The organism is Kaistella pullorum (assembly GCF_014837035.1).
Taxonomy (GTDB): Bacteria; Bacteroidota; Bacteroidia; order Flavobacteriales; family Weeksellaceae; genus Kaistella; species Kaistella rhinocerotis.
The window spans coordinates 285,598-298,449 of sequence record NZ_JACSPS010000001.1; the positions used below are offsets into that span (position 1 = coordinate 285,598).

10 protein-coding genes are annotated in these 12,852 nt (G+C 43.4%); 8 read left to right on the forward strand and 2 right to left on the reverse strand.

Going from position 1 to position 12,852, the window contains the following annotated elements:
* Positions 1 to 111: 111 nt before the first annotated feature.
* A complete protein-coding gene (yidC, locus tag H9628_RS01355; RefSeq protein ID WP_251832317.1) occupies positions 112 to 1,926 on the forward strand; it encodes a membrane protein insertase YidC in 1,815 nt (604 codons plus the stop codon).
* 64 nt (positions 1,927 to 1,990) lie between these two features.
* On the opposite strand, the gene H9628_RS01360 is transcribed toward yidC, so the two are convergent.
* Positions 1,991 to 2,608 carry a ribonuclease HII gene (locus tag H9628_RS01360; RefSeq protein ID WP_251832318.1) on the reverse strand — a complete coding sequence of 206 codons (618 nt, stop codon included), beginning with the start codon at positions 2,606 to 2,608 and terminating at the stop codon, positions 1,991 to 1,993.
* 134 nt (positions 2,609 to 2,742) lie between these two features.
* On the opposite strand from H9628_RS01360, the gene H9628_RS01365 reads away from it, so the two are divergent.
* From H9628_RS01365 to H9628_RS01390, 6 genes are all read left to right on the forward strand, one after another.
* Complete coding sequence (locus H9628_RS01365) at positions 2,743 to 5,772, forward strand: SusC/RagA family TonB-linked outer membrane protein (RefSeq protein ID WP_251832319.1); 3,030 nt, start codon at positions 2,743 to 2,745, stop codon at positions 5,770 to 5,772.
* A gap of 26 nt (positions 5,773 to 5,798) precedes the next feature.
* Positions 5,799 to 7,226: a SusD/RagB family nutrient-binding outer membrane lipoprotein gene (locus H9628_RS01370; protein ID WP_251832320.1), complete on the forward strand. Its 1,428-nt coding sequence runs from the start codon at positions 5,799 to 5,801 to the stop codon at positions 7,224 to 7,226.
* A gap of 85 nt (positions 7,227 to 7,311) precedes the next feature.
* Positions 7,312 to 9,090, forward strand: coding sequence for an arginine--tRNA ligase (gene argS / locus H9628_RS01375; RefSeq protein ID WP_251832321.1), 1,779 nt, complete (start codon positions 7,312 to 7,314; stop codon positions 9,088 to 9,090).
* A gap of 168 nt (positions 9,091 to 9,258) precedes the next feature.
* Positions 9,259 to 10,314, forward strand: a complete 1,056-nt coding sequence (locus tag H9628_RS01380; protein WP_251832322.1) for an AMP-binding protein — start codon at positions 9,259 to 9,261, stop codon at positions 10,312 to 10,314.
* 5 nt (positions 10,315 to 10,319) lie between these two features.
* Entirely contained in the window at positions 10,320 to 10,712 is a 393-nt protein-coding gene (gene arfB / locus H9628_RS01385) for an alternative ribosome rescue aminoacyl-tRNA hydrolase ArfB (protein WP_251832323.1), read from the forward strand.
* 332 nt (positions 10,713 to 11,044) lie between these two features.
* A complete protein-coding gene (locus H9628_RS01390; RefSeq protein ID WP_251832324.1) occupies positions 11,045 to 11,428 on the forward strand; it encodes a GreA/GreB family elongation factor in 384 nt (127 codons plus the stop codon).
* A 79-nt stretch (positions 11,429 to 11,507) separates the two neighbouring features.
* Here the strand turns inward: H9628_RS01390 and H9628_RS01395 are convergent, their stop codons facing one another.
* A complete protein-coding gene (locus tag H9628_RS01395; protein ID WP_251832325.1) occupies positions 11,508 to 12,482 on the reverse strand; it encodes a deoxyhypusine synthase family protein in 975 nt (324 codons plus the stop codon).
* 51 nt (positions 12,483 to 12,533) lie between these two features.
* Here H9628_RS01395 and H9628_RS01400 point away from each other — a divergent pair, with 51 nt between their 5' ends.
* Entirely contained in the window at positions 12,534 to 12,839 is a 306-nt protein-coding gene (locus tag H9628_RS01400; RefSeq protein WP_251832326.1) for an MGMT family protein, read from the forward strand.
* Positions 12,840 to 12,852 lie beyond the last annotated feature (13 nt).

The following is a 12,852-nucleotide window of genomic DNA, read 5'->3' on the forward strand; positions in this document are numbered from 1 at the left end:
GGAAGGTAAAAATTCACCATTATAAAAAAATGAGTATTTTTGTCAGCCCAAAATAGCAGGTATATGCGCTAAATTACGGCGTGGCCAGCAACATAAAATTATTTATACAAAATGCAGCAAAATAACGGTTTAGATAAAAATCAGCTGATCAGTTTCGCACTTTTTTCCCTGATATTGATAGGTGCCATGTTTTATTTTCAAAACAAACAGGCCCGGGAACAGATGGCAATCGATGCTCAGAACAAGACGGCCAACGCGAAAGTTGCAGCCCAAAACGCCACGAAACCGGCAATTGTTACCAATCTGAATGACAGCGTAAAAACCACTTCCATTCAGCAAGTTCAGCTTAAAAATAAGGAACTTACACTCGCAGTTTCTACACTTGGTGGCCAGATATCTACTGTTCAGCTTAATGAATATAAAGCGTACAACCGTAAAACAGACACGAACGATAAAGAGCTTTTACTCTTCGACAAAAACAATTCTACGTACGGATTTCAGTTTAAGGATAAGACCGGAAAAACTTTCAACACGAAGGATTTAGTTTTCACACCAACGCAAAACGGCAACACGGTAACGATGCAGGCCAATGTAAATGGTGCCGTAATCCAGTTTATCTATACCTTGATGGATAAATATACGGTAGATTTTAATGTTAAAACACAGGGCCTGAGCCAGTTGGTTTCTGATCAAAAAGCGAATTTCGTCTGGGATTTCAACGCCCGTGAAATGGAAAAAGGCCGTGCACAGGAGCAAACCCATACAGAATTCAATTATACTTTTGATAACTACAGCAGCTTCGACTATGATGGCCGCACATCTATGGACGAGCCGGACGAAACGCTGAACTGGCTGGGTATAAAACAACAGTTCTTTGCAGCAGTAATTGAACCGCAAAACGGCTTCAAGAACTCTAAAGGAGAACAGGAAATGATCGATGAAGGCGAATTCCTGAAGAAATTCAATTTTGACGGGCAGGTAGATTTGGCTGGCAGCGAACTGAACCAAAATTTCAAATGGTATTTCATGCCGCTCGATTTGCCATTGCTTAAATCTTACGACAAGAATTTCGACGAACTGCTACCACTTGGCTGGTCATTTATCGGCAGCATGAACCGCTGGTTCTTCATCCCGATGTATAACCTGATTTCGAGTTGGGGACTTGCCGCAGGCTGGGTGATCTTCTTAATGACGATCATCGTGAAAATCATTCTGTCGCCGGTGATGTTCAAGCAGCATAAACTAAGTGCAATGATGCGTGTGATTCGTCCGGAGATTGATGAGGTGAACGCGAAATACAAAGACGCAGATCCTATGAAAAAACAGCAGGAAGTGATGTCGGTTTATCGGAAAGCCGGTGTGAACCAAATGGCGGGCTGTCTGCCGGCGCTTCTGCAGATTCCGATCTTCTACGCTCTCTTCCGCTTCTTCCCGAATATGATTGACCTTCGGGGCAAAAGTTTCTGGTTTGCCAAAGACCTTACGGCGTATGATGATGTGATCAAACTTCCGTTTAACATCCCTTTCCTGGGAGAACACCTGAGTATTTTCGCGATCGCGTGTACGGTGGTAATCCTTATTTATACGGTAATGACTTCGGGCAACATTCAGCAGCCACAGCAGGAAGGAATGCCGAACATGAAAGTGCTGATGTATATCTTCCCGATTACTTTCCTGTTCTTCCTGAATACTTCAGCTTCTGGTCTGTCATGGTACTATTTTGTGTCGAATGCGATTAACATTCTGATCATCCTCGTCATCAAATACTGGATTTTGGATGAGAAGAAAATACACGCGACCATTCAGGCCAACAAACAGAAAGAGCCTAAGAAAGAAGGCAAGTTCCAGAAAAGAATGCGCGAGATGATGGAAAAGGCACAGGAGCAGCAAAAACTTCAGCAACAGCAGGCTGGAAAGAAAAAATAAGTACTCCTTATTATATATAAGAAAAACCGGAAGTTAATTCCGGTTTTTTCTATTTTATTGAATATCACCCTGCGTCCTCCAATTCTTCCGCTATTGTATAGCTATAATCTAACCGGAAAGAACGGCGGTGATGTATCGTCGGGCCCAAACGGTTCAGTGCATCGCGGTGTTCACGCGTGGCATAGCCCATATTCGTTTTCCATCCATAGTCGGGAAATTCGTCGTGCAGTTTAATCATCAGTTCGTCCCGATAATTTTTTGCAATCACAGACGCACAGGCAATCGACAGTACCGATGCATCGCCTTTGATAATGCACTGATGCGGAATGAAATTGTAGGGATGAAAACGGTTTCCGTCAACCAGAATGAGTTCAGGTCTGGTTTGGAGCTGATCCAGCGCACGGTGCATCGCATGGATACTTGCGTTGAGAATGTTGTGTTCATCGATGTGCGAGGGCGGCAGTTCGGCAATTGCGTACTCTTTCACGTTATCTTTTATGTAGCTGTCGAGGTAGTTTCGGGTTTTTGCACTTAATTTTTTGGAATCATCTACCAGATTTTGCACAAATTTTTCGTCCAAAATAACCGCTGCGGCTACTACGGGACCACACAGACAACCGCGCCCTACCTCGTCGCACCCTGCTTCAAGATAATTTTCTGACCATTTTATTAGTAAGTCCATAAAAATAGGATGGTGAATTATCGATTTTTTACGATATATTTAATTATGCAAAGTTATTAAGAATTTTTTAACAAAACGTTTGTTCAATTTATGAAAGTTTTGCACATTTGTTACAATGAAAAATTTAATTTGATATGAAGAAACTAACAACAAGCGTTTTAGCAGTAGTGCTAACCTCGTCATTCGCTTTGCTGAATGCACAGGTTGACACCGCCAGAACGCAGGACATCGAAGGCGTTGTAGTAACAGCCTTGGGTATTAGGAGAGAAAAGAAATCTTTAGGTTATGCTACACAGAGCATTGAATCTGAAGATATCACCAAAACTCCAACCGCTAACTTCACAAGCAACCTTTCTGGTAAGGTAGCCGGACTTAGCATTAAAACCAGCGGTAACGTAGGCGGGTCCGTGGACGTGACGCTGCGTGGCTACAGATCAATGTCGGGGAATAACCAGGTGCTTTTTGTTGTAGATGGTGCGCCGATGATCAACAGCAGTAGTGCAATTAATACTTCAGGTCTTTCTGTAGATACCGGTAACACGATTTCTGACATCAACCCTGAGGACATCGCTGAGGTAAACGTACTGAAAGGTGCGGCTGCAACGGCACTGTACGGTTCCAGAGCGGCGAATGGTGCGATCATCATCACCACTAAAAAAGGAAAGCGTTCCAACAAACTTGATTTGGATGTCTCTTCATCAGTTTCTTATTCAGAAGTGAACAAAGAGACCTTCCCTACTTATCAGACGCAGTATGGTCAGGGTTACGGACCGTTGTACGGACCAACTTTTGATTCTTACTTCGAAGTTTACAATGGTCAGCCGCAGTCTCCAACTTATGAAGATGCGTCTTACGGTGCTGCTTATGACCCAAATTTGATGGTATATCAATACAATGCGTTCATACCGGGATCACCAAACTTCGGAAAACAGACACCTTGGGTTATGGCCAAGAATGGTCCGATAAAATTATTTGAAAAAGCATTTAATTTTAACAATTCATTCTCCATTTCAAAAGGTAATGACGTTTCATCATTCCGTTTGTCGTACCAGAACGTACAGGGCAATGATATCCTGCCAAACACAAGACTGGATAAAAACAGCTTTACCGGTAACGCTTCCTACAAGATTACAGATAATTTAACGGCTAATTTATTTGCAACCTACGTGAATCAGGAAACTGTAGGTAAAAACCCTACCGGTTATCATGGTGCAATGGGTAATTTCCGTCAGTGGTGGGCTACAAACGTAGACATTCTTGAGCAGAGAGATCTGTACTTCATGAACAGAAGAAATAACTCCTGGAACATTCAGGGACCATCAAACACGGCGCCTCTTTACTGGGATAACCCATATTTCCGTTTCTACGAAAATTATGTAAGTGATGAGAGAAACAGATTTGCGGGGAATTTCAGCTTAAACTGGGATATCTCTAGCAAGTTCAACCTATTGGGTAGAGTTTCTCACGATGGATTTACGTACATGATTGACGAAAGACGTGCAGTAGGTTCATTGCCAGATGCAATGTCAATCGGACCAGCTACAGGAAACCAGCAGTCTGGTTATGCAGTTGTAAACCAAAGAAGAAACGAGGAAAACTACGATGCTATCCTATCGTACAAGGATAAATTCTCTGATAATATCACTTTGAACGCATTAGTGGGTTCTAACGTGAACGTTCAGACATTTTATTCAAATGCTCAAGGTACGCAGCAAGCATTGTTCATCCCTGGAGTATATTCAGTAACCAACTCGGCATCTACGCCAAACGCGCCGATCGTTCGTGATACTGAAAAGAGAATCTATGGTTTATTCGCACAGGCATCATTAGGCTTTATGGACACTTACTTCGTTGAGGGAAGTATCCGTCGTGATGTTTCTACAGCATTACCTACAGATAACAACACTTACTGGTACCCATCTGTGTCTTTAAGTGCTGTAATTTCGAACTGGTCTTTCCTTCAGGATTCTGCGCTTAATTTTGGTAAAATCCGTGCATCTTACGCTGTTGTAGGTAATGATACTGACCCGAACCAGTTACTGAATACTTATTCACCAACTACAGCATTCGGAAGCCCGACTTACATCTACAATACGACGGCAAAGAACCCATTCCTAAAGCCTGAAATGACGGAAGCTTTAGAAGCAGGTATCAACTTGCAGTTCTTCAGAAACCGTTTGGGTATTGATGCAGGATGGTTCAGCACTGATACGAGAGATCAGATACTTGCATTGCCTGTGAGTACCGCGACAGGTAACGCAGCTAAATTCCAGAACGTTGGTAACATGCGTTCAGAAGGCTTCGAAATTGCTTTGAACACGGTTCCTGTAAAAACTACAGATTTCACATGGGGCTTGGATGTAAACTGGTCTAACCCACGTTCGAAGGTAACAGAACTTGCTTCTGGTGTTGAAAACATTACAATTGGTTCATTCCAGGGTGGTGTGACAATCAACGCTTCACTGAATGATGATTATGGAACTATCAAAGGTTCAGACTTCGTATATGACGGTAACGGTAATAAAGTGGTTTCAGCTGCAGGTAAATATCTTGTTACGAACACGAACTCAGTTATCGGAAACATGCAGGCTGATTGGTTTGGTAGTGTAATCAACAGATTGGCTTACAAGAATTTGGCACTTTCATTCCAGGTCGACGTAAGACAGGGCGGTGATATCTTCTCACTTGACCAATATTACGGACAGGCTTCCGGTCTATATGAAAACAGCGTATTTATCAATGATCTCGGCAATCCAGTACGTAATGCTCTTGCAGACGGCGGTGGACTTATCCTTCCGGGTGTTGTGAATACAGGTACTGCAGCGAATCCCAACTACGTTCAGAATACCACAAGAATTGATGCCAGCTACACGAATGCTTTTGGTTACCTTGCATATCCAGCAAAAGAATTTGTTTATGACGCATCTTATGTAAAACTTAGAGAAGTGGCACTTACTTATACTTTGCCTGAGAAATTCCTAAACTCTACATTTGTACAGGGAGCATCATTCAGCTTAGTTGGTAACAACCTTTGGATCATCAGCAAAAACATCCCGGACGCAGATCCCGAATCCGGATTGGCAGCTGGTAACGCACAGGGATACCAAACCAGTGTTCTTCCTACAACAAGAACAATCTCTTTTAACGTAAGACTTAATTTTTAATAAAAAATCAAATGAAAAAAATATTAATGCCATTCCTTCTAATTGGTCTGCTGCAATCTTGCGGTAGAGAATCAATGGAGGAATTAAATACAGATCCGAACAGTTACTACACCACTGTTCCGTCTACGCTTGTAACCTACGCTGAAAAACAACTGGCAGATTACGTGACCACTCCTAACGTGAACACTAACAACTTCCGTTTCTTAATGCAGTACTGGCAGGCTACTACATATGCAGACGAAAGTAGATACGACTATTCTACAAGAAACGTTTCGAACAGCGTATGGACATTCCTTTATGTTCGCACACTTAAGAACCTTGAAGAGGCTAAAAAACTGGTAAATAACTATGCGCCAACTGCTGCGGAAGCTGCAACTTGGGATACTACCAAAAAAAATCAGTTAGCTGTGATTGACTTGATGCAGGTTTACACTTATCAGATTCTTGTAGATACTTACGGTGACGTTCCATATACAGAAGCGCTGGATGTTGATAAATATCCGTTGCCAAAATATGATTCAGGAAGCGTAATCTACGAAGACCTGATTAAAAGAACGCAGCAAGACATCCAAAACATTAACACTTCTGCCGGAAGTTTCTCCTCAGGTGAAAAATTCTACAACGGAAATACGACCAAGTGGAAAAAATTCGGAAACTCATTACTGTTGAAATTGGGTATCACACTTGCTGACTCTAACCCTACACTTGCTCAGTCTACCGTGCAGGCAGCGATCAATGGAGGCGTATTCACTTCATCCGCAGATGACTTCCTGATGCCGTACAGTACATCGCCAAACTTCAGCCAGCTTTACAGTAACCTTGTTGCAAGTAACCGTAATGACTATGTTGCTGGTAAAACTTTGGTTGATTACATGAATGCGTCAGCTGACCCAAGAAGAAGTTCTTACTTCCAATTGAGAAATGGCCAGTATATTGGAGGACCAATTGGTGTAAATTCTCCGTTTTCCGGATATTCTTCGCCTGGTACATACGCGTATACACAAACAACACCGGGTATTTTGCTTAATTACACTGAAGTTGCATTTTACTTAGCTGAAGCTGCCGCAAGATGGAACATTGGTGGTAGCGCAGCAGCAAACTACGCAACTGCAGTTACAGCATCATTCCTACAGTGGGGTAAAACTGCTGCAGAAGCTACAGCGTATCTTGCTACACATCCATATGATCCAGCAAACTGGAAAAAATCAATTGGTGAGCAAGCTTGGGTAGCGATGTATGATCAGCCGATCACGAGCTGGACTTTCTGGAGAAGACTTGACTATCCACAACTTACACCAGCAGCTAATGCCGTGGCAGAATCTGAAGGTAAAGTCCCTGTAAGACTGAAATATCCAGTATCTGAGCAGACCACCAACCCAACAAACTATGGTGCTGCTTCTACAGCGATCAACGGAGACAAACTTACCTCCAAAATCTTCTGGGATAAGTTCTAATACATTTTCCATAGATTATATCTCAAACCACCCTCACGGGTGGTTTTTTTATTTCCGTATATTTGTTTTGAGAAAATATGCGACTATGAATATTAAAAATATTATTGAAAATAAAATCGGTGAAGTCATCCAAAATGTCTTTCAGATCGATGATCTTAACCATAAACATAATCTCAAACTCGAGGTGCAGCAAAACAGGAGCGGCTTCGAAGGAGATTTCAGCGTAGTCACCTTCCCGCTTGTCAAAATCGTAAAGAAAACGCCGGATCATGTGGCAACAGAGCTCGGCGATGCACTCTCCACGCAATCAGATTTTGTAGAAAGCTTCAATGTGGTCAATGGTTTTCTTAATCTCAAGATCAAGAACAGCTTCTTTCTGAACAATTTTTATTCTGCCAAAGAAAACCTCGATCAAACGTCGGATAAGCAGCAAACCGTAATGATTGAGTACTCCTCCCCAAATACCAACAAACCTTTGCACCTTGGCCATATCCGGAACAATCTCCTCGGATATTCCGTTGCGGAGATTCTGAAAGCAGACGGATATAATGTGATTAAGACGCAGATCGTCAACGACCGGGGGATCCATATCTGCAAATCAATGCTTGCATGGGAAAAATTCGGGAACGGCTCTACTCCAGAATCACTCTCGCTGAAAGGGGACAAACTTGTCGGCAACTATTATGTAGAATTCGATAAAGTTTACAAAAAGGAAATAGCAGAACTGGTTGCTCAGGGAAAAACCGAAGACGAAGCGAAAAAACAGGCTCCAATCATCCTTGAAGCCCAGAAAATGCTTCTTAACTGGGAGAAAAACGACCCTGCTGTACGCGAATGCTGGCAAACGATGAACAGCTGGGTATACAATGGTTTTGGGCAAACTTACAGCCGATTGGGTGTTGATTTCGATCAGGTTCAGTATGAAAGCGAAACGTATATTTTGGGGAAAGACATCATCCAGCAAGGCCTGTTGAGCGGTGTACTCTACCGAAAAAATGACGGCTCCGTGTGGTGCGATCTTCGCGATGAAGGCCTCGACGAAAAACTTCTGCTACGTGCCGACGGAACATCTGTGTACATGACCCAGGATCTGGGCACTGCCGTGCAGCGATTCAAAGATAACGACATCCAAAAACTAATTTATACCGTGGGCAATGAGCAGGATTATCATTTTGATGTCCTCTTCAAAATCCTCAAAAAACTTGGCTACAGCTGGGCAGAAAATCTCTTCCACCTGTCTTACGGCATGGTAGAACTTCCGGAGGGCAAGATGAAATCCCGTGAAGGCACCGTAGTGGATGCCGATGACCTGATGCAGGAAATGTATGAAACCGCGAAGGAAAAAGCTGAAGAGCTGGGAAAACTCGATGCACTTTCAGCCGACGACAAAGAAAAATCCTACGAAACGGTAGGCATTGGTGCACTGAAATATTTTATGCTGAAGGTGGATCCGCGCAAAAAAATGCTGTTTAATCCCAAAGAAAGCGTGGAGTTCAACGGAAATACCGGTCCGTTCATCCAGTACACGTATGCCCGCATCCAGTCGCTGCTTACGAAGGCAAATTATCAGGAACGAAAAATCTCGGCCTACGAAATGACTCAGACTGAAAAAGAGCTCATCATGAACATCGCCGCGTTCAGAGACACCGTTACGAAGGCTGCAGACACACTGTCCCCGGCGGTTGTGGCCAATTACGTGTATGATTTGGTGAAATCTTACAATTCTTTTTATCAGAACAATCCTATCCTGAATCAGGATGATGAAAATACGCGCCAGTTCAGGCTCGAACTCTCAGACTTAACCGCCAAAATCATCAAAAAAGGCCTTAAATTGCTCGGTATAGGTACCGTGGACCGAATGTAAAATTTGGGCGTGTCCCTTTGTTAACGGCGCGGCATCCGCCCCGCCGTTAACAGGCGGGCCGGTCTCCGGCTCCCAATCTTCGTTAGCCGCCTGGCGGCGGCCAACAAAGGATTTCCGCCTCCGCCCTCACGCGGGACCCCGTATATTTCCCACACAAATTGCAAAAAGATGCTCCTCGATTTCACCCAATATCCGGAAAAGCCATTCCTACGACCTGAAACACCATTTGAAATTAAGGTTTCAGATTTTCTGCATGATTGGTTTTCCGAAGGCGAAACCGTGCCGGTTCAGACATCTGGTTCCACAGGTGTACCGAAAATATTTGACATCGAAAAAAAACGTATGCGTGCTTCCGCCGCAATGACCTGCGATTTTCTGGGGCTGAACCCGGGTGATTCCGCACTGCTTTGCCTGCCGGTTGAATATATTTCAGGAAAAATGATGCTGGTACGCGCAGCCGTACGTAAACTAGAACTTTGGGTTACAAATCCCACCTCAAATCCGCTCGCAAACTTTTCTGAACCCGTAGATTTCTGTGCGATGTCACCGTTACAGGTCGAGAACAGCTTAGACAAACTCCACCTCATCAAAAATCTGATCATCGGCGGAGCCCAGGTTTCGGAAACATTAAAGCAAAAAATCCACAAAATATTGCATGTTTCAGGCGCGGAGGTGCGGATTTATGAAACCTACGGAATGTCTGAAACGCTTTCGCACATTGCCTTCAAGGAAATTTACCCTCATGCGCAAACGCACTTTAAAATATTTGAAGGTGTGGACCTTTCACTCGATAATCGCGGTTGTCTCCGAATCTACGCACCCACGCTCAATCCTGAAATTCTAAATACTAACGATTTAGTTGAACTGACAACAGATTCCAGTTTCAGATTCTTGGGACGTATAGACAACGTTATCAATTCCGGCGGACTGAAGATTCAGCCTGAAGTCTTAGAGTCATTGGTTAAGAAGACGATAAATAATGACGTCTTGTTTTTGGGACTTCCAGACCCAAAACTCGGACAAAAACTGGTGATGGCAATCGAAGGCCCACAGGTCAATGTAGATTCCGTGCTAATCGATCGCGTTTTAAACCAAATCGGAAGGACGTATTCAAAAAACCAAAAACCGCGCGAGATTATCTTTGTTGATAAATTCCCACGGCTGCCCAACGGTAAAATTGACCGGTTAACGCTTCAGCAAGATCTTTCAAAATCAAAATACTAAAAAAAATGAAAGATTTCACCCGGGAATTATCGTTCAAAACATCACGCAGCAGTGGCGCGGGCGGACAGAACGTAAACAAAGTTGAAACTTCGGTGACGGTGATGTGGCCGGTGTCAGAGACTAAAATGTTCAGTGCTGAAGATATTGAATTAATTAAAGATAAGCTCCGCAATCGGATTAACGCTGAGGGTGTGCTGCAACTCACCGTTTCGGAATCGCGGACTCAGCTCCAGAACAAAAAAATTGCGGTTCAAAAGCTTTTGGAACTCGTAAACAGATCGCTGGTGAGACAGAAGCCGCGAAAAGCGACAAAACCTTCAAAAAGACAGATTGAAAAACGAATCCAGGCGAAAAAGCAGATCTCCGAAAAGAAAGAGCAGCGGAAGTTCCGCTTTTGAACGGATTTGTTAATGATTGCTAAATACTTGTTTTATAGTACTTTATTCAGTATGTTTGTACTCAGACAAGAATAATACCTTGACAACACTAACCTTTACATCCGATACGAATCGTGCAGCGAGGCTATTGCAATCATTGCTATATCTGCACACAGATTCGTTCCTAAAAAGTTCCAAAGACTTTATCTCCTGAACCCTGTCCGAATGAGTGACGGGGAAACTCCATTTTTTAATTAAATTTTTCAATGCAGTAAATACAAGATCCGGCTCCCGCACGCGCGGAGGGTCTGGATTTGAATGCACTGCAAATCTTAGAACAAAAATCAAAAGAAATGACAGAACGGATAATTTTAACTACAGGAATTTACGACGCAATCAAAGATCACTTACGCAGAAAACGGGTAACAGCAGCTGAAGAAGAAAGGCTGACCGCGGAGTTGCGGAATGCAGTACAGGTTCGCCGCCGCGAACTTCCGGAAGATGTGGTGACCGTTGATACGAAAGTGACGATAAAAGACCACACCGAAAACCAGGAAAAAGAATACATTTTTGTGGGTGTAAAACAGGCTAAGCCTAAAAAGAACAAGCATTCTATCCTTTCTGACATCGCGTTGGCGACATTAGGCTATAAAGTAGGTGATGTGATTGAATGGCCTTTCGCAGACGGTGAAAGAAAAATCGAAATCCTGAAAGTTGAGCCCTGGTCGCAGAACTAAACTCGATTGTTTTTCCATAACTAAATAAAAAAAGTACAACCAAACCGGTTGTACTTTTAGTTTTTATAAATTTAAGCACTTAAGAATTTTCCAAAATATAAGAGAACATCAATGGCGCACAGATGGTCGCATCACTTTCAACGATAAACTTCGGTGTGTTGATGTCGAGTTTGCCCCAAGTGATTTTTTCGTTTGGTACGGCACCGGAATAAGATCCGTAAGACGTGGTTGAATCTGAAATCTGGCAGAAATAGCTCCAGAACGGAATATCCGTCATTTCCATATCCTGGTACAGCATCGGAACCACGCAGATTGGGAAATCTCCGGCAATACCGCCACCGACCTGGAAGAAACCAACGCCTTTTCCACCCGAATTTTTCGGATACCAGTCAGCCAGATACATCATATATTCAATACCCGACTTCATCGTTGAAGCCTTAAGTTCTCCTTTGATGCAGTAGCTTGAGAAAATATTTCCCATCGTAGAATCTTCCCAGCCCGGCACCACGATCGGCAGGTTTTTCTCCGCCGCGGCCAACATCCAAGAGTTCTCTTTCGGGATTTCGTAGTATTGTTCCAGAACGCCTGAAAGTAGCATTTTGTACATATATTCGTGTGGGAAATATCTTTCGCCCTTGGCTTCCGCGTCTTTCCAGATTTCCACGATATGTTTCTGCAGTCTGCGGAACGCTTCCTCCTCCGGGATACACGTGTCTGTCACACGATTCAGGCCTCTTTCAAGCAAATTCCATTCATCCTGTGCGGTAAGGTCGCGGTAATGCGGCACTCTTTCGTAATGTGAATGCGCAACCAAATTCATTAAATCTTCTTCAAGGTTTGCTCCGGTACATGAAATGATATCCACCTTATCCTGACGGATCATTTCGGCTAAGATCTTACCGATTTCCGCCGTAGACATAGCGCCGGCCAGCGTGATCATCATTTTACCACCGTCTTTCAGGTGCGCCACATAACCCTTAGAAGCGTCTACCAAAGCCGCCGAGTTAAAATGCAGGTAATATTTTTCGATAAATTCTGTAATCGGTTTGTTCATAATTTTTGCTTTGTGCAAAGATAAGGATTTATAAAATCTTAATTTTGAAGGATGGATGAATTGTTCCGGAAGCAGGTTTTTGAGGTGATCCGGCTGATCCCGCCCGGACGCGTCACTTCTTATGGCGCGATCGCAAAAGCGGTCGGCTATCCAAATCATTCACGGCATGTGGGCAATGCACTCAGGAATTACGGTGATGACTTTCCCGCGCACCGCGTTTGCAATTCGTCGGGACGAATTACCGCCAGTTGTCTGCAAGCTTTTACAATTAAATTATACCGTGAAGGAATTGAAGTTGTGGACGGACGAATTGTTGATTTTAAAAACATCTTCTGGAATCCCCTCGAAGAATTATAATCTAAAACTGTCG

Coding starts and splice junctions, on each gene's coding strand:
- H9628_RS01400 (WP_251832326.1), top strand. CDS start 12,534: ATGGATGAATTGTTCCGGAAGCAGGTTTTTGAGGTGATCCGGCTGATC.
- H9628_RS01380 (WP_251832322.1), top strand. CDS start 9,259: ATGCTCCTCGATTTCACCCAATATCCGGAAAAGCCATTCCTACGACCT.
- argS (WP_251832321.1), top strand. CDS start 7,312: ATGAATATTAAAAATATTATTGAAAATAAAATCGGTGAAGTCATCCAA.
- H9628_RS01365 (WP_251832319.1), top strand. CDS start 2,743: ATGAAGAAACTAACAACAAGCGTTTTAGCAGTAGTGCTAACCTCGTCA.
- H9628_RS01390 (WP_251832324.1), top strand. CDS start 11,045: ATGACAGAACGGATAATTTTAACTACAGGAATTTACGACGCAATCAAA.
- H9628_RS01395 (WP_251832325.1), bottom strand. CDS start 12,482: ATGAACAAACCGATTACAGAATTTATCGAAAAATATTACCTGCATTTT.
- arfB (WP_251832323.1), top strand. CDS start 10,320: ATGAAAGATTTCACCCGGGAATTATCGTTCAAAACATCACGCAGCAGT.
- H9628_RS01370 (WP_251832320.1), top strand. CDS start 5,799: ATGCCATTCCTTCTAATTGGTCTGCTGCAATCTTGCGGTAGAGAATCA.
- yidC (WP_251832317.1), top strand. CDS start 112: ATGCAGCAAAATAACGGTTTAGATAAAAATCAGCTGATCAGTTTCGCA.
- H9628_RS01360 (WP_251832318.1), bottom strand. CDS start 2,608: ATGGACTTACTAATAAAATGGTCAGAAAATTATCTTGAAGCAGGGTGC.